15 protein-coding genes are annotated in these 16,833 nt (G+C 69.5%); 12 read left to right on the top strand and 3 right to left on the bottom strand.

Annotation, left to right across the window (positions count from 1 at the left end):
* Positions 1–204 precede the first annotated feature (204 nt).
* From ACIA8X_RS46100 to ACIA8X_RS46075, 6 genes are read left to right on the top strand one after another with little or no spacing between them, the layout of a single operon-like run.
* A complete protein-coding gene (locus ACIA8X_RS46100; RefSeq protein WP_399460747.1) occupies positions 205–1,359 on the top strand; it encodes a DegT/DnrJ/EryC1/StrS family aminotransferase in 1,155 nt (384 codons plus the stop codon).
* A 32-nt stretch (positions 1,360–1,391) separates the two neighbouring features.
* Entirely contained in the window at positions 1,392–2,006 is a 615-nt protein-coding gene (locus ACIA8X_RS46095) for a dTDP-4-dehydrorhamnose 3,5-epimerase family protein (protein WP_393462604.1), read from the top strand.
* A complete protein-coding gene (locus ACIA8X_RS46090) occupies positions 2,003–3,070 on the top strand; it encodes a glucose-1-phosphate thymidylyltransferase (protein WP_393462606.1) in 1,068 nt (355 codons plus the stop codon). Before ACIA8X_RS46095 ends, ACIA8X_RS46090 begins: the two co-directional genes overlap by 4 nt.
* Positions 3,067–4,107 (top strand): dTDP-glucose 4,6-dehydratase, encoded by a 1,041-nt coding sequence (rfbB, locus tag ACIA8X_RS46085; RefSeq protein ID WP_393462608.1) that lies wholly within the window; start codon positions 3,067–3,069, stop codon positions 4,105–4,107. Before ACIA8X_RS46090 ends, rfbB begins: the two co-directional genes overlap by 4 nt.
* On the top strand, positions 4,104–5,489 hold the full coding sequence (locus ACIA8X_RS46080; protein ID WP_399460746.1) for an NDP-hexose 2,3-dehydratase family protein: 1,386 nt from the start codon (positions 4,104–4,106) through the stop codon (positions 5,487–5,489). The genes rfbB and ACIA8X_RS46080 overlap by 4 nt, the downstream gene beginning before the upstream one ends.
* Before the next feature lie 48 nt (positions 5,490–5,537).
* The gene (locus ACIA8X_RS46075) at positions 5,538–6,710 is read left to right on the top strand and encodes an acyl-CoA dehydrogenase family protein (RefSeq protein WP_393462612.1); all 1,173 of its coding nucleotides are present in this window, start codon (positions 5,538–5,540) and stop codon (positions 6,708–6,710) included.
* 116 nt (positions 6,711–6,826) lie between these two features.
* On the opposite strand, the gene ACIA8X_RS46070 is transcribed toward ACIA8X_RS46075, so the two are convergent.
* Positions 6,827–7,705 carry an NAD(P)-dependent oxidoreductase gene (locus ACIA8X_RS46070; RefSeq protein ID WP_393462614.1) on the bottom strand — a complete coding sequence of 293 codons (879 nt, stop codon included), beginning with the start codon at positions 7,703–7,705 and terminating at the stop codon, positions 6,827–6,829.
* A gap of 338 nt (positions 7,706–8,043) precedes the next feature.
* Here ACIA8X_RS46070 and ACIA8X_RS46065 point away from each other — a divergent pair, with 338 nt between their 5' ends.
* Both ACIA8X_RS46065 and ACIA8X_RS46060 read left to right on the top strand, forming a co-directional pair.
* Positions 8,044–9,387, top strand: coding sequence for a nucleotide disphospho-sugar-binding domain-containing protein (locus ACIA8X_RS46065; RefSeq protein WP_399460745.1), 1,344 nt, complete (start codon positions 8,044–8,046; stop codon positions 9,385–9,387).
* A 9-nt stretch (positions 9,388–9,396) separates the two neighbouring features.
* A complete protein-coding gene (locus ACIA8X_RS46060; RefSeq protein ID WP_399460744.1) occupies positions 9,397–10,383 on the top strand; it encodes an aldo/keto reductase in 987 nt (328 codons plus the stop codon).
* 21 nt (positions 10,384–10,404) lie between these two features.
* On the opposite strand, the gene ACIA8X_RS46055 is transcribed toward ACIA8X_RS46060, so the two are convergent.
* Entirely contained in the window at positions 10,405–11,277 is an 873-nt protein-coding gene (locus tag ACIA8X_RS46055; protein WP_393462620.1) for an NAD(P)-dependent oxidoreductase, read from the bottom strand.
* 156 nt (positions 11,278–11,433) lie between these two features.
* On the opposite strand from ACIA8X_RS46055, the gene ACIA8X_RS46050 reads away from it, so the two are divergent.
* A complete protein-coding gene (locus ACIA8X_RS46050) occupies positions 11,434–12,198 on the top strand; it encodes an SDR family NAD(P)-dependent oxidoreductase (RefSeq protein ID WP_393462622.1) in 765 nt (254 codons plus the stop codon).
* A 103-nt stretch (positions 12,199–12,301) separates the two neighbouring features.
* Here the strand turns inward: ACIA8X_RS46050 and ACIA8X_RS46045 are convergent, their stop codons facing one another.
* Complete coding sequence (locus ACIA8X_RS46045; RefSeq protein WP_399460743.1) at positions 12,302–13,231, bottom strand: ScbA/BarX family gamma-butyrolactone biosynthesis protein; 930 nt, start codon at positions 13,229–13,231, stop codon at positions 12,302–12,304.
* Between the two features lie 133 nt (positions 13,232–13,364).
* Between ACIA8X_RS46045 and ACIA8X_RS46040 the strand changes: the two genes are divergently transcribed.
* From ACIA8X_RS46040 to ACIA8X_RS46030, 3 genes are all read left to right on the top strand, one after another.
* Entirely contained in the window at positions 13,365–14,027 is a 663-nt protein-coding gene (locus ACIA8X_RS46040) for a ScbR family autoregulator-binding transcription factor (protein ID WP_393462626.1), read from the top strand.
* A 169-nt stretch (positions 14,028–14,196) separates the two neighbouring features.
* On the top strand, positions 14,197–15,366 hold the full coding sequence (locus ACIA8X_RS46035; RefSeq protein WP_393462628.1) for an IS701 family transposase: 1,170 nt from the start codon (positions 14,197–14,199) through the stop codon (positions 15,364–15,366).
* Between the two features lie 158 nt (positions 15,367–15,524).
* Positions 15,525–16,370: a BTAD domain-containing putative transcriptional regulator gene (locus ACIA8X_RS46030; RefSeq protein WP_399460742.1), complete on the top strand. Its 846-nt coding sequence runs from the start codon at positions 15,525–15,527 to the stop codon at positions 16,368–16,370.
* Positions 16,371–16,833 lie beyond the last annotated feature (463 nt).

The raw sequence follows: 16,833 nt of genomic DNA, 5'->3' as shown, positions 1-16,833 counted from the left end.
AGGGCGAAGAGCCGGTAGTTACCGCGCCGTTACTGCCCTCGTGAGGGGCCCGTGTAGCTTCCTCAGGCGTTAGGCGGCGGTAGTTCTCATTCCGCTGCCGATTCGGTGCCGGAAACCCCGCCTGTTGGGCGTAGGAGCGGTCCCTTATCCGCTGCCGCCGATGCGGCAGTGAAATTCACCGCGACCCCCGATCGGAGCATTACGATGATCAACGTGTTCCAGCCCAGCCTGGGCGCCGAGGAACTCGAAGCAGTTTCAGAAGTGTTCGCCACCAACTGGCTGGGACACGGCCCCCGCACCAGGGAGTTCGAGGCGCGGTTCGCCGAGCACCTGGGCGTCCCGCCGGAACACACGATCTTCATCAACGCGGCCACGGCCGGACTCTTCCTCGCCACCGAACTCCTCGGCCTCGGCCCCGGAGACGAGGTCGTGCTGCCCTCGGTGAGTTTCGTGGCCGCCGCCAACGCCGTGGCGGCCACCGGCGCGCGCCCCGTGTTCTGCGACGTCGACCCGCGCACCCTCAACCCGACGCCGGCCCACGTGGAGGGCGCCCTGTCCCCGCGCACCAAGGCGGTGCTCCTGCTGCACTACGGTGGCCTGCCCGGCGAGGTGGCGGCCATCGCCGAGCTGTGCCGCAACCGCGGCGTGACGCTGATCGAGGACGCCGCCTGCGCCGTCGCCTCACGCGCCGGCGAGACCCGGTGCGGCACGTTCGGCGACCTCGGGGTGTGGAGCTTCGACGCCATGAAGGTCCTGGTCACCGGGGACGGCGGCATGCTGTACGTCCGCGACGCCGAACTCGCCCGCAAGGCCCGCAGGCTCGCCTACCACGGCCTGGACAACAAGGCCACCGGCTTCTCCAAGGCCAAGGTGTCCGACCGCTGGTGGGACCTGGAGGTCAGGGAGTACGGCCGTCGCCTGATCGGCAACGACCTCACCGCGGCGATCGGCACCGTGCAACTGCGCCGGCTGCCCGGGTTCGTCGCCCGGCGCCAGGAGATCTCACGGCTCTACGACCGGCTGCTGGCCGGCACCGGGGGCGTCGTGCTGCCGCCCGCGCTGCCGGACGGCCAGCACAGCACGCACTACTTCTACTGGGTGCAGCTGGACGCGGCGATCCGGGACCAGGTCGCCGCCGATCTGCTGGCCCGCGACATCTACACCACCTTCCGCTACCCGCCGCTGCACAAGGTGCCCGCCTACGGCGCGGGACTCCAGGACCTGCCCGGTGTCGAAGAGGCGTCCGCGACGACTCTGCTGCTGCCCCTGCACCAAGGCCTCGACGACTCCGAGGTGCGCACCGTCGCCGACGAACTGCGCAAGGCGGTCGAGCACCGCCTCGCCGCGGCAGATCACTGACGGCGGCCGCGAGAAGGGAAGGCGGACCACCCGTGCGCATCTCCGAAACAGCGGTCCCCGGGGCGTACGTCATCACGCCCCGTCACCTCGCCGACGAGCGCGGCGCGTTCTTCGAACACTTCCGGTCCGATCTGCTCGCCGACACCCTGGGACACCCCTTCGTCCCCCGGCAGATCAACTACTCCGTGTCCCACCGCAACACCCTGCGCGGCCTCCACAGCGTGGCCATACCGCCCGGACAGGCCAAATACGTCACCTGTGTCCGCGGCGCACTCCGTGACATCGTCGTGGACCTCCGGGTCGGCTCACCGACCTTCGGCACGTACCAGACGACCCTCCTGGACGCGGAATCGGGACGCGCCCTGTACATACCCGAAGGCGTCGGGCACGGATTCCTCGCGCTCAGTGACGACACCTGCATCTGTTACGTCCTGTCCAGCGAGCATGTGCCCGGCACCCAGATCGACATCAACCCGCTCGACCCCGATCTCGCCCTGCCCTGGGGTTTCGACGAACCACCGCTGATGTCCCACAAGGACGCCCACGCCCCGAGCGTCGCTGAAGCCGAAGCGGCCGGAGTTCTCGCCAGGTGGCCGGCGGCGACACGAGGCACACAATCCAACGCCCTAAGGAATTCACTGACATGAAGGCTCTGGTGCTGTCGGGCGGGTCGGGTACGCGCCTGCGCCCCTTCAGTTATTCGATGCCCAAACAGCTCATCCCGGTCGCAGGCAAACCGGTTCTGGAACATGTGCTGGAAAGCATCCGCGGCCTGGGCGTGACCGACATCGGGATCATCGTCGGTGACCGGGCCTCCGAGATCGCCGAGGTCGTCGGCGACGGCGCGCGCTTCGGCGCCCGCATCACCTATATCCGGCAGGACCAGCCGCTGGGTCTGGCGCACTGCGTGCGTCTGGCGCGCTCGTTCCTCGGCGAGGACGACTTCGTGATGTACCTCGGCGACAACATGCTGCCCCAGGGCATCGACGGCCTCGCCGCCGACTTCCACCAGCACCACCCGGCCGCGCAGGTCGTGGTGCGCAAGGTCGCCGACCCGCGGGCGTTCGGCGTCGCCGAACTGGGCCCGGACGGCACCGTGGTGCGTCTCGTCGAGAAGCCCGAGCAGCCCGCGAGCGACCTGGCCCTGGTCGGCGTGTACTTCTTCACGCCCGCCATCCACGAGGCCGTCGACGCCATCCGGCCCAGCGCGCGCGGCGAACTGGAGATCACCGACGCCATCCAGTGGCTGGTGACCCAGGGCGCCGACGTCCGGGCGGGGGAGTACGCCGGCTACTGGAAGGACACCGGACGCGCCGAGGACGTACTCGAATGCAACCGGTGGCTGCTGGCCCGGCTCGCCCCGCGCATCGACGGAGACGTCGACGCCACCAGCGAGATCGTCGGCAGGGTCGTCATCGAGGCCGGGGCCCGCGTCGTGCGCTCCCGCATCGTGGGACCGGCGATCATCGGCGCGCACACCGTCGTCGAGGACAGCCACATCGGGCCGGACAGCGCCATCGGCGAGCACTGCCTGCTGCGCGCCACCCGCCTGGCCGACTCCATCGTCATGGCGGGCGCCTCCATCACCCAGGTCCCCGGCCTGGCCGCCTCCCTGATCGGGCGCGCGGCCAGCGTCGGACCCAGCGCCCACATCGACGCCCACCACCGGCTGGTCGTCGGCGACCACACGCGCGTGGAGGTGGCCGCATGAGAGTCCTGGTGACCGGCGGTGCCGGGTTCATCGGCTCGCACTACGTACGCACCATGCTCGCGGGCGGCTACGCGGGCTACGAGGACGCCCACGTCACCGTGCTGGACAAGCTCACCTACGCCGGCAACCGCGACAACATCCCCCTCGGCCACCCGCGGCTCGACCTGGTCGTGGGCGACATCTGCGACCGTGACCTGCTGCACGACCTGCTGCCCGGGCACGACGCGGTGGTCCACTTCGCCGCCGAGTCCCACGTGGACCGCTCCCTGGCCTCCGCCGACGCCTTCACCCGCACCAACGTCCTCGGAACCCAGGTGCTCCTGGAGGCCTGCGTGAGGGCCGGCGTACCACGGGTGGTGCACGTGTCCACCGACGAGGTCTACGGCACCATCGAGCACGGCTCGTGGACCGAGGAGTGGCCGCTGCTGCCCAACTCGCCCTACGCCGCGTCCAAGGCGGCCTCCGACCTGATCGCCCGGGCCTTCTGGCGCTCCCACGGCCTGGACCTGTCCATCACCCGCTGCTCCAACAACTACGGGCCGCACCAGCACCCCGAAAAGCTGATCCCGCTGTTCATCACCAACCTTCTCGAAGGCGAGCCGGTCCCGGTGTACGGCGACGGCCTGAACATCCGCGAATGGCTGCACGTCGACGACCACTCGCGCGCCATCCAGCTGGTCCTCACCCGCGGCCGGGCCGGTGAGACCTACAACGTGGGCGGCGGGAACGAACGGACGAACCTGGCCGTGACCGAGCGCCTGATCGAGCTGGCCGGTCTCGACCGGTCATGGATCCGCTACGTCCCCGACCGCAAGGGACACGACCAGCGGTACTCGCTGGACGAGACCAAGATCCGCGAGGAACTGGGCTACGCGCCCACCGTCGACTTCGAGCGGGGCCTGGCCGACACGGTCGCCTGGTACCGCGACAACGCTCACTGGTGGAAGGCGTCCAAGCACCGCGGCACGCAGGAGCCGACGAGCGGCGACCACACGGAGCGCCCCGCCTCCCGGCGGCCGGTGAAGGGGGCGCGATGAGCACCGCGACCGTCCTGCGCCCGCGCGTCGACGACCGCCTGACCCCGCGGTTCGCCCGGTCGGCGGCCGCCACCCGGGCCGGCGCCTTCCTGCCCACGGACGCCTTCACCGACTGGCTCGCGCAGCGCGCCCGGGCCCACCGGTTCCGTGTGGACCGGATCCCGTTCGCGGAACTGGACGGTTGGTCGTTCCGCGACGACTTCGGGGTGCTCGGCCACCACAGCGGCAAGTTCTTCACCGTCGAGGGGGTCTCCGCCACCATCGGCCCCGACCCGCTCCTGCACTGGCAGCAGCCGATCATCAACCAGCCCGAGGTCGGCATCCTGGGCATCCTCGCCAAGGAGTTCGACGGAGTCCTCCACTTCCTGATGCAGGCCAAGATGGAGCCGGGCAACCCGAACCTGCTGCAGCTGTCGCCCACCGTCCAGGCCACCCGCAGCAACTACACCAAGGTCCACCGGGGCGCGGACGTCAAGTACATCGACCACTTCGTCGAGCCGGGGCGCGGCCGGGTGCTGGCCGATGTGCTGCAGTCGGAACACGGCGCCTGGTTCCTGCGCAAGTCCAACCGGAACATGATCGTGGAGACCGACGAGGACGTGCCGGTCGACGAGGACTTCTGCTGGCTGACCCTCGGGCAGATCGGTGAACTCCTGCACCGCGACAACGTGGTGAACATGGACGCGCGCACCGTGCTGGCCTGCGTTCCCAGGGAGCCCGTCGAGCACGAAGCGCTGCACTCCGACACCGAGGTCAGGTCCTGGTTCACGGCGGAACGCTCCCGGCACGACGTGCGGGTGGACCGTGTGCCCCTGGCCCAGGTCACCGACTGGGTGCGCACGCCCACCAGCATCGAGCACGTCGGACAGCGGTACTTCCGCGTGGTGGCCGTCTCGGTCCAGGCGGACAGCCGGGAGGTGGCCGCCTGGTCGCAGCCGCTGATCGAACCCTGCGCGCGGGGCGTGATCGCCTTCGTGACACGCCGCTTCGCCGGAGTCCCGCACGTGCTGGTCCACGCCCGCGTCGAGGGCGGCTTCCTCGACACCGTCGAACTGGCCCCCACCGTCCAGTACACCCCGGAGAACTACGCCCACCGCGGGGCCGGCCGGCGCCCCTCCTTCCTCGATTCCGTGCTGGACGCCGACCCGGCCGACATCCGCTACGAGGCGATCCACTCGGAGGAGGGCGGCCGCTTCCTCAACGCGGAGAGCCGCTACCTGTTCGTGACGGCGGACGCGGACCAGGCCCCGGACGACCCTCCGCCCGGCTACCGCTGGGTCACCCCCGGCCAGCTCAACTCCCTGGTCCGGCACGGGCATTACCTCAACGTCCAGGCGCGGACCCTGCTCGCGGTACTCAACTGCGGTGCCGTGCGGCTCTGACGCCGGCCGGCCGCGGGAACCATCCACGACGACCAGAAGGAAGACAACATGACAGCCGACCCGAGCAGCGCCGCAGCCGTCCTCGAGGCGGTCACCGCCGTCGTGCCGACCCTGAGGGAGAACGGCACGGAGGCCGAGGACCGGCGCTGGATACCCGAGGAGAACATCGACCTGCTCGACAAGGCGGGGGTGTTCCGTATGGCGGTGCCCGGCCGCTACGGCGGGCTCGACCTGCCCCTGGCGGACCAGGTGGCGGTTCTGGAGGAGATCTCCCGCGGCTGCGGCTCCACCGGGTGGACCGCCGCCGCCTGGGTGTCGACCGCCTGGATGGCCGGCCTGTATCCGCAGCAGGCACAGGAGGAGTTCTTCGAGAAGGGTGCCGTGCGCGTGTCGGGCGGCTTCACCCCCAGTGGCAGCCTGACGCCCACCGAGGGCGGCTACCTCCTCAACGGCTCCTGGCGCTTCAACACCGGCTGCCGGGCGGCCGACTGGGACATGCTCGCCGCGCTCCGAGAACACCCCGACGGCTCGGTGGACGTCGTCTACGCCCTCGTTCCGATGACCGAACTGCAGATCGCCGACGACTGGCATGTGTCGGCCGCCATCGGCACCGGAAGCTCCACCACGACGGCCAAGGACGTGTTCGTACCCGCCCATCGGGTCGCGGACGGCGAGGCGGCCGTCGAGGGCACCCTGCTGGACCACGTCGGCCATGCCGGCCGTCGCTACGGACTCATGGGGTTCGTTCTCGCCGAAGGCGCGGCCGTGTACATCGGCATGGCGCAGGCCGCCTACGAACTGTTCGTCGAGCGACTGCCGGGCAAGGCCATCGCGTACACCAACTGGGAGGAGCAGAGCCGGCACCCGGTCACCCAGATCGGCGTCGCCACGGCCGAGAACAAGATCGTGGCGGCCAGGGCCCTCAACGCCCAGGTGATCGACCTCCTGCAGCGTCTGGCCGACGGCGGGGCGCACCCCACCGTGCAGGAGCGGGCCACCATCCACGGCCGCTGCGGATACGCCATCCAGTTGGTCAAGGAGGCCGTGGAGACGCTGCACTCCATGAGCGGGGCGTCCGCCCTGTCCCGCAGCGCCCACTTCCAGCGTTTCTACCGTGACCTGGAAGGTCTGTCGCTGCACGGCATGATGACGCCCGTCTCCAACCTGGAGGTGCACGGCCGCGTCCTTCTGGGCCTCGACCCGGACAGCCCCGTTCTGTAGGAGCCACGGCGCAGGGGTGCCGCGTCGCAGCGGCGCGGCACCCCGTACCGGGGAAACAGCTCAGCCCGGTCCGGCAAACCGAATCTCGGTTTGCCGGACCGGGCTGAGTGCGTGGGTCAGGCCTTGGGCTGCTTCAGGACCTCGGTCAGCGCCGAGATGCTGTGGTCGCCGTGCCCCGCCTCGACGGCCCGGTGCAGCAGGTCGTGGAACGGCTTGTGCCACGACATGTCGAGTCCGGCTTCCTTGCCCAGCTCCGCGTCGTGCGCCGCGCCCGCCACGAACAGGTTCACCGACGACGCCGGCTTGCTGTAGTCGCCGGCATCGATCTCCTCGGCGAACAACGGCAGCACCGAGTTGATCATCTCGAACCACTTGATGCTGAAGCGGACCATGGAGGACGCTTCCAGGCCGCGCGCCTGAAGGGCGGCCGCTCCCTGGAAGAAGCCGACGAGTGCGGGCAGCAGCGTGCCGCCCACCGCCATCTCGTACAGCGCGGCCAGGTCCGCGTCCTCACCGAGGAACACGGTGTCGCCGCCCATCACCCGCAGCGTCGACTCGAACTCGTCGAAGACACCCTTGTCGCCGCCGTAGTACAGCAGCGTGTCCTCGGCTCCCACGGCGGAGGGCACGTTCTTGACCGCACCGCCCAGGAAACGGGCACCGCTCTCCAGCGCCCAGGTGGCCGTCTCACGGGCCCCGGCGGGGGACCCGCTGTTCAGCGTGACAAGGGCGCGTCCCTTCAGCGCCTCACCGGCCGGCTCGAGGGCCGCGCGCGTGTCGTCGTACGTCGTCAGACAGGTGATGACCAGAGGGCCGGCCGCGACCGCGTCCTCGACCGACTCGGCCTGGACGGCGCCCTTTTCCACCAGCGGAGCGGCCTTCGAGGCCGTCCGGTTCCACACAGTGGTCGGGTGACCCGCCTCGATGAAGGCTTCGGCCAGGGCCGTGCCCATCGAGCCCAGCCCGATGACGGTCACAGGGGTGCGGTTGTCCACAATTGCTCCCGGGTGTCAGATGGTTGGCGATGAAGTAGGGGGGGCGCCGCCGACATCAGGGCCTGACGCGTGCGTCCCGCAACACCGGCTCCATCGTGGGTCGCGACCCCACAACCCTCAAGCGCGTCCCTCGGTGTTTGTCACTTACTTTTCGGAAAGTGCGTGACCACACGAGCCGGCGCCAGAAATCGAGTGAGGTGCCGTCGCGATTCCCGTTCGGATTACCCCGCAGTGAACGTCGATTGGGCGTCTCTCCGTAGCGTCACTCGGGCCCCCATGCGCCATTGTGCCGACGCGACCAATGAGGAGCCGGCACTGGAATCGAGGAGAGTTTTTGCATGCGCGTGCTCATGACGGTGTGGCCGGCGGCCGCGCATCTGTATCCCGTGGTCCCGCTGGCATGGGCCCTGCACAGCGCGGGACACGAGGTCGTCGTCGCCTCGCACCCCGATATGGCTTCGACCATCGCATCGGTGGGACTCACCTCGATACCCCTCGGCGACGCGCAGAGCATGCCCTCCCCCCGGGCCGCCACCCGCCCGGTGCCCCCGGCCATGACCGAGGAACTGGACGCCATCGAGCGGGCCTTGGACCTGCCCCCCGCCGACGCCGACCCATGGAAGATGTTCCGCACGTTCGTGCTTCCGGCGATCTGGGACTTCCACCCGGCCGACGCCACGCCTGCCACACCGCCGCCCGGCATCGACGACCTGGTCTCCTTCTGCCGGTTCTGGCAGCCCGATCTGGTGATCTGGGACCCCTGCTGGCCGTCGGCCGCCGTGGCGGCACAGGCGTCGGGTGCCGCCCACGCCCGGCTGCTGTGGGGCCTGGACTACTGGAGCTGGGTGACGGAACGCATCGGCGGTCTCGCGCCCGAAACCAGGGCCGGTGTGGACCATCCGCTCGCGCGCGCGGTGCGGCCCGTCGCCGACCACTACGGGGTGGACGTCGACGACGAGTTGCTGCTCGGCCAGTGGACCATCGACCCCATTCCGTCCGCGATGCGGCTTCCCACCGACAACCGTGTCGTCCCGGTCCGCTGGGTGCCCTTCACCGGTACCGGAGCGGTCCCGCCCTGGCTGCGTCAAGCGCCCGACCGGCCGAGGGTGGCGCTGTCCCTGGGCGTGTCGGTCCGCCAGTTCTTCAAGGACGGCGAGGAGTTCATCGCCGCCATGCTGCGCAGCGTCGCCGACCTCGACGTCGAGGTGGTCGCCACGTTGGACAGCGCGCAGACCCAGGGCATCGACGTGCCGCGCAACGTCCGCACGGTCGACTACGTCCCCCTCACCCAACTGCTGCCGAGCTGCTCGGCCATCGTCCATCACGGCGGGATCGGCACGTTCGGCGCGGCGTCGGCGATGCGGGTGCCGCAGCTCGTCACCGTCGGGGACATCGAGATCGGTGTCCAGCACGACGACGGCACGCACACCTCGTTCACGGCCAAGCACATGGACGCCCCACCCACGTCGCAGTACGTGCTCTCCCGCGGCGCGGGCCTGGTGCTGGACCGCGCCGAGCACTCCGTCGAGGAGATGAGCAAGAGGCTCGCCCGCGTCCTGAACGAGCCCTCCTTCCAGGCCGGCGCCGACCGCGTCCACGAGGAGCTGTTGGCCACCCCGAGCCCGCACGACATCGTCCCGCTCCTCGAGCGGCTGACCGGCAACCGACGGAACGGGGGCTGACACACCACCATGCGCTACACCCACCTGGGCCGGACCGCCCTCAAAGTCAGTGAGATATGCCTGGGCACCCTGAACCTCGGGGTCAGGGCGAGCGACGAGGAGAGCCACGCCATCCTCGACACCGCGCTCGACCACGGCGTGAACTTCCTCGACACGGCCAACCAGTACGGCTGGCAGAAACACAAGGGCTACACCGAGGAGTTCCTGGGCTCCTGGTTCGCCCGCGGCGGCGGCCGGCGCGAGAAGGTCATCCTCGGGACCAAGGTCGCCGGCCCCATGAGCGACTGGCCCAACGACTCCGGGCTCTCGGCACGTCACATCATCGCCTCCTGCGAGGCGTCGCTGCGGCGGCTGCGCACCGACTGGATCGACCTGTTCCAGATGCACCGCATCGACCGGCACGCCCCCTGGGAGGAGGTGTGGCAGGCGATGGACACCCTCACCCAGCAGGGCAAAGTGCGCTACGTCGGCTCCTCCAACTTCGCCGGATGGCACATCGCCGAGGCCCAGGAGGCCGCAGCGCGCCGCCATTTCCTCGGCATCGTCTCCGAGCAGAGCGTGTACAACCTCGTCACCCGGCACGTCGAACTCGAGGTGATCCCGGCCTGCCAACGCTATGGGGTGGCCGTACTGGCGTGGTCACCGCTGCACGGCGGGCTGCTCGGCGGCGCCCTGCGCAAGCTGTCCGAGGGCAGCGCGATGAAGAGCGCCCAGGGCCGGGCGGCGGAGGCGCTGGAGGAGCACCGCGAGGCCGTCACGGCGTACGAGAAACTGTGCGCGGACCTCGCGGCGGACCCCGCCGAGGTCGGTCTCGCCTGGGTCATGTCCCGCCCGGGTGTCACGGCACCGGTGATCGGCCCGCGCAGCGTCGAGCAGTTGCACGGGGCCCTGCGGGCCACGCGACTGAGCCTGAGCGACGAGGTGCTGCGCACCCTCGACGAGCTCTTCCCGCCGGTGGGACGGGGCGGCCCCGGCCCGGAGGCCTGGGCGCGGTGAGCGGAGCGATGCCCGCCTGGTTCAGGCCGTCGGCTTCTTGAAGGTCTCGATCAGGCTGGTGAAGCTGTCCGCCGCGTGTCCGGTGGTCATGCCACGCCGGAAGATCTCCAGGACCGCGGCGGGCAGGGTGGCATCGACGCCGGCGTCCTCGGCGGTGCGCACCACATGGTCGACGCTGGCCACGCCCATGGCCAGCCTGTCGACGTCGCCCGGGTGTTCGCCCGCGTCGATGCGGGGCGTGTAGAAGCCGAAGAAGTCCGGCATCGAGGCCACCGTGCCGGACAGAGACGGCAGCATGTCCTGTGCGCTGATCCCGTGGGCGTCGGCCACCGCGAGCGCGTGCAGGTACGCGAGCGCCGTCGTCCAGAAGACGTCCAGCTGGAGCTGGTAGTACAGCGCGGCCAAGCCGGGGTCCTCACCCCGGTAGTCGGCCCTGGTGAGTACCTCCAGCGTCTCCTTGACCGCCTCGAACACGTGCCGAGGGCCGCTGTAGAAGGTGAAGGAATCCGGCTCACCGATACCCGCGGGAGACGCCTGCACGCCACCCGTGAGGTACTCGGCGCCGTGGCGGGCCGCCCACTTGGCCGCCTCCCGTGCCTTCTCCGGGGTGTCCGAACTGAGGTTGACGACGACCTTGCCCGACAACGCGTGCGTGGCAGGCTCCAGGATGGCGTACATCGCGTCGTAGTCCGTCAGACTGAGGACCACCAACTCGCCGGCCGACAATGCCGCCGCCGGTGTGGACGCCGACGCGGCTCCCTTGGCCACCAGGTCGTCCGCTCTGCTCGCGGTCCGGTTCCACACGGTCACCGGATGGCCGTTGTCGAGGAACGCAACGGCCATCGCGTGCCCCATGGGCCCCAGCCCGATGACGGTGACCGGCTGCTTCTGCATGAATTGCCCCCACTTTCCTGAGCGCGGCCGCCGTCCGTCCGAGATCCTCGCGCCCGAGCCGTCGCAGCGTATGACGCGTCGTCAATGGCGCGGTCATCGCGCGGTAATCACCCACAGCCCCGGCGTCCCGCCGCCCCCGCCTGTCAGACTCCCCCCATGACCAGTGATCTTCTGAAGGGGAAAGTCGTTCTTGTCACCGGCGCGAGCAGCGGCATAGGCGAGGCGGCTGCACGGGTGTTCGCGCAAGAGGGGGCGGTGGTCGTGGTCACCGCTCGGCGGGAGGACCGGCTGGCCGCGCTCGTGGGGGAGCTGCGCGACAAGGGGGCGGAGGCGGCGTACGTGGTCGGCGACGTCCGCGTCGCCGAGGACGTCGCGAGGGCGGTGGAGTTCGTCGTCGCGCAGTACGGTCGGCTCGACTCGGCGTTCAACAACGCCGGGATCGGTGGCGACCGCACCCCCTTGCACCAGATGTCGGACGACGTCTACGACAGTGTCATGGACACCAATGTCCGTGGGGTCTTCAACTGCCTGCGCCACGAAATCGCCGCCATGCTGCCGAACGGCGGCGGTTCCATCGTCAACAACAGCAGCGTCGGCGGTCTGGTGGCCATCCCCACGGCCGCCCCGTACATCGCGTCCAAGCACGCGGTCGTCGGGCTGACCCGGGCCGCCGCCGACGAGTACGCCAAGCAGGGCGTCCGGGTGAATGCCATCGCCCCGGGGACCACGCGCAGCGAGATCACCCTCGACTGGTTCGGCCGTAACCCAGGGCTCCAGGATCTGGTCGACTCCCTGACGCCCCAGGGGCGTACGGCCGATCCGGAGGAGATCGCGCAGGCGGCGGCATGGCTGCTCAGCGACCGCTGCCCCTTCCTGACCGGCACGGTGATGCCGGTGGACGGCGGTTTCGTCAACCAGTGACAGCAGTCCAGTGACAGGAGATCGGTGACGGCAGACCGGTGACAGCAGACCGGGGAGCGCGTCCGGCGGCAGTGGCCGCGGGACGCACTCCCCGGTCCGGGAGTCACCGCATCGGCCGCGTCACCGTACGGATGTCCGCCGTGAAGGCCGGCGCGTCAGCCTGGGCGCCCGTGACCCGGACGGCGAACTCCCCCGGGCCGACCGGGCCGAGCACGCGTGCGTCGATCAGACACGGCTCCTCGAACTCGACGTAGCGCGAAAAGGTGGTGGTGACCGAAACGGGCAGGGAGGCGATCGGGGCGAGCACTGCCTGGGCCGCCTGATGAGCCGCCTCCCACAGGACCAGTCCGGGGACGTGGTCGACAGGGTGGTCGAAGAGCAGCACATTGCTGACGTCATTGCGCAACTGCCAGCGGTGCGGCACGGCCGTGGGCGCGAGCACCACGTCCGCGGCGCGGCTTCGGCCGACGAGTGCGGCGTCGACGGGGGCCGGGAGCGGCCAGTCACCCCAGTCGACGATGAGGTGGTCGCCGCGCACGCGCCGGTACGCGGCCGGGGAGATCCACGCGAACTCGGTGTCGGCCCGCGCCACGGGCTCGCCGCCCGGGGACGTCCGGATCTCCATGTGCATCGTGTGAGCGGCGCGACGGCCGCTCTTGCCCGGGGAGACGGTGATGTCGACGACCAGGGTCGAAGGTCCGGTGTCCGACACCCGGAAGTCCGGTGCGACGGTGAGGTCGAGCGAGTTCAGCAGGGTGTGGTGCTCCAGCGGAACCTCGTACTCGGCGTGGGCGATGGTCAGGCCGCTCTGTCTGATCGTCTGGGTGAGTAAGCGTGGATCGTAGGGCTGTCCGTGCGGGGCGGCGGGCCAATTGAGGCGCAGCGTGAACGAGTTCTCGCTCACGCGCCGCCAACTGTGGATGAGAACGGATTCAGTGTGTTTGAGGTGGGTGTAGGCGCCCAGGAGCAACCGCGAGGGCGAGTCCCCGCGGGGTCGAGGTAAGCAGCGGGGCGCTACAGGGATTTCGGGCAAGATCTCCCCCTTGGATCCGGCCTGCAAGGCAGCTGCATGAGTTGCGTTGTAAAGTACCGGCCCCCCGTCCGGTTTTGGAGGCTGAGTAAGTGTGAGTTCAAGCACTAGTAAAGGAAAGGTCATGGTGGTGTGAGTGGCCAGGCAGGAACGGGCGATCCGCACACGCAGGGCCATCCTCGAAGCCGCCGCCCGGATGTTCAACGAGCTGGGCTACGAGGCCAGCACCATCGGCATGCTCATCGAGCGGGTCCAACTCACCCGAGGGGGCGTGTACTTTCACTTCACGTCCAAGGAGCAGCTGGCACGCGCGGTGCTCGACGAGGCCGTGACCAGGGAAGGGCTCGTGCCGCAGGCGCTGAAGCTGCAGGAATGGGTCGATCTGGCGCTCCTGTTGGCGTACCGCGTCCCCAGGGAGCCCGTGCTCAGCGCCTCGATACAACTGGCCGTCGACCCCAAGGCGCGGTCCTTGTTCGGCACTCGGTGGCCGGACTGGATCGCCGTGTCGACGGAGCTGCTCACGGAGGCAAAGGAGCGTGGCGAACTCCGTTTCCACGTCGATCCGGCGCAGGTCGCCCGGCTCGTGGTCGGGGCCTGGACCGGTGTCCAGCTCGTCACCGAGACGCTGCCCGACCGCGATCTGTCCCAGGAGGTGTCGGCCCTGTTCGCCCTCGTGCTGCCCAGCGTGGTGCCCACCGAGGTGCTGGCCAAGCTGGACACCTCTCCCTACCGGGCCGAACACCTGCTGGCAGCCGCTCGGTCATCCGGCGGGCAACCCGTCCCGGTTACGCCGTCCTGACACGGAGCCGACGGCCCTGGCAGGCGCCTATGGCAGGGCACACCCGGAGACGGTCGGTCTTCGAGCAAATAAACCGGACCGAGTGACGGTTTGTGTAAGAGTGGATGGGCGGGTGCGCGCGTTACGCGCCACCTCGTCGATCGCATGACCGACGTCAACAGGGGGATCCGTGCGTCTGAGCCTGCTCAAACCCGTCTGCACACACATGGACTCGTCCTGCGAGTCCATGCTCGAGGAACTCGGTGCTCACCTCTTCGGATCCCTGCAGCGCAGTGGTCAGCGACTCAAGGCCGAGCGGTATGTACGCGGCCTGCTGACCGTGCCGGGGCGCAAGACGCTGCGCAACATCGCCGCCCAGTTCGAGGGCGGCGCGGCGCAGCAGAGCGTCCATCACTTCATCAGCGAGTCGCCCTGGGAGTGGATGCCGGTGCGCCACGCCCTGGCGCAGTACGTGCAGAGGAACCTGGCGCCGGATGCCTGGGTCGTCAGGTCCACGTTGATCCCCAAGGTCGGCTCGCACTCGATCGGTGTCGACCAGCACTCCCTCCCGCACATGGGCCAGACCGTGACCGGCCAGCAGGCAGTGGGGGCGTGGCTGGCGTCCGGCAGGTCAGCGGTGCCCATCGACTGGCGCCTGCGACTGTCCGGCCGCTGGCTCAGCAGCCCCCGCCGGCAGCGGGCCGGTATCCCCGCCGGCGTCACGGCCGACTCCCTCGACGACTGCGTGCGCGAGGCGGTGTCGGCCATCACAGGCATCCCCGAAGTCCAGCACGGCCCCGTGGTGGTGGACGTCGACGGCATCGACGCTCCGGCCCTGGCCCGGCACCTCGCCTCGGCCGGGATCCCCTTCGTCGTGCGCGTCGACCCCCAGGAACAACTGCGTATCGACCGGTCGGAGCTGCCGAAGTACGGCGACAGAGTGCGTACGGCGGCGGAGTTGGCCTCCTCCCTCATCAGCTTGCGGCAGCAGGTCAACACCGGTGAGCGCCCTGTGACGGCCGTGGCGATACCCGTCACCCCCGCCGAGCCGGCCGCCGCGGGAGGCGGTGGCATGACGCTCGTCGGCGAGTGGCGGAAAACGGTCGCCAGGCCCGGGAAGCTGTGGCTGGCCGGTGGTGGCCTCCAGTCGATGCGGCAGGTCCTGTGGCTCACCGTGCTGCCGCACGTCGTCGCGCGCGACTTCAACGCGATCTCCGACAAGGTGGGGATACGGGACTTCGCCGGCCGGTCCTTTCCCGGCTGGCACCGCCACGTCACCCTGGCCTCCGCCGCCCACCTGGCCGTCGCCCTGGAGAGCAGCGCCGCGCTGCCCGCCGTACAGTCCGCGGCACGATGGTGACGTGCCGCACAGCAACCTACCTACCGTCCGGTAATGTGACACTCTCGGCCTCGTACAGGAGACTCACAGGCTTCCGCCCTCTAGCGTCGGAGCTGTCCGGATCGACCGACCGGACAGCGACACGAGCGCCTCACGGCGGCGGAAGGAGCGTGCGGCCAGTGCAGTTCCACCTCATCGGCCCATTCCGGATCACCACCGATGAAGGCGAGACGTTCGCTCCCAAGGCCCCGAAGATCTGCCAGATGCTGGCCCTGCTGGCACTCCAGCCCCGCGAACCCGTCGCGGCGGAAACCCTGGTCCGTGAGCTCTGGGGGGAGAACCCGCCGAGCGGCGCACCCCGCACCCTCCAGACACACGTCTACCACGCCCGTCGCATGCTCCACGATGCCCAAGTGACCACCGGTGAACGGAAGTTGCTGCTAACCCAGGCTCCCGGTTACTACCTCGACATCGCCCGCGACGAAGTCGACGCATGTGTCTTCGAGGAACTCGTGCGACTCGCCCAGCAGGAACTTCACCAGGGGGCACCGGAAAAAGCGGCGGCGCACCTCAACCGGGCGCGCGGTCTGTGGCGCGGCCCCATGTTGAGCAATGTGCCCGTCGCCGGGGTGCTCCACGGCCGCATTGCCCACATGGAAGAACTCAGGATCCGCGCCCTCGAACTCCGCGTGGAAAGCGAATTCCAGCTGGGCCGCTATCGGGAGGTCCTCCCGGAGCTGCGGATTCTGGTCAACGACCACCCTTTGCACGAGTGGTTCCACGGCAGGCTCATCTCGGCCCTGCACCGAGCGGGCCGCCGGGCCGAGGCCCTGCAGGCCTACCAGAACCTCTACTCCGTCCTCAGACGCGAACTGGGCCTTGAGCCCTCGGAGGAACTCCAGCGGCTGCAGGCCGACATCCTCAACGCGAGCACCGACGGACCTCTCCTGCACAGGTGCCGCCCCAAGGCACTCTCCTCACCGGCGGAGTTCACGCGCCTGTGGGACTCCGCCGTCGCCAGCTGACGACGAAAGTCCCAGAGAAATCCAGCCACCAAGCGCCCAGCCGGCGGCGGCCGGGATGACTGAGGGCATGACACTGGACTGGTCCCGTCTGAAGCACGCCTATGGAGCCGCATCCGACCTGCCACGGCTCTTTGACGAGATCGGTGATCTCGAGCAGCCAGCTTTGCCGCCCTGCCCGTTCTGGCAGACATCGCTACTGGTCGCAAACCGGGCGGTCGCCGGCCGGCACTTGGGTTGGCCGGCCGCATCGTCGTTGAGGAGCAGCAACTTCACGAGCCCGGTTACGTCCAGGCCCGCTACCCGGCTGCGATCAACGAGCTGCACCAGCCGACCCGGAACGTACTGATGGCAAAGCTTTTTGAGGGGAATGAAGCGCTCCGGGATCGGTGGAGGCTCTATGCGTTGACTCCAGCCGCCGGTTGGGGCTGGTGTTGAGCGTAGTAGTTGATCTCGTGTTCGTGGG

It is taken from the genome of Streptomyces sp. NPDC051738 (assembly GCF_044453205.1).
GTDB lineage: Bacteria > Actinomycetota > Actinomycetes > Streptomycetales > Streptomycetaceae > Streptomyces.
This window is presented reverse-complemented; position numbering and strand designations above follow the sequence as displayed.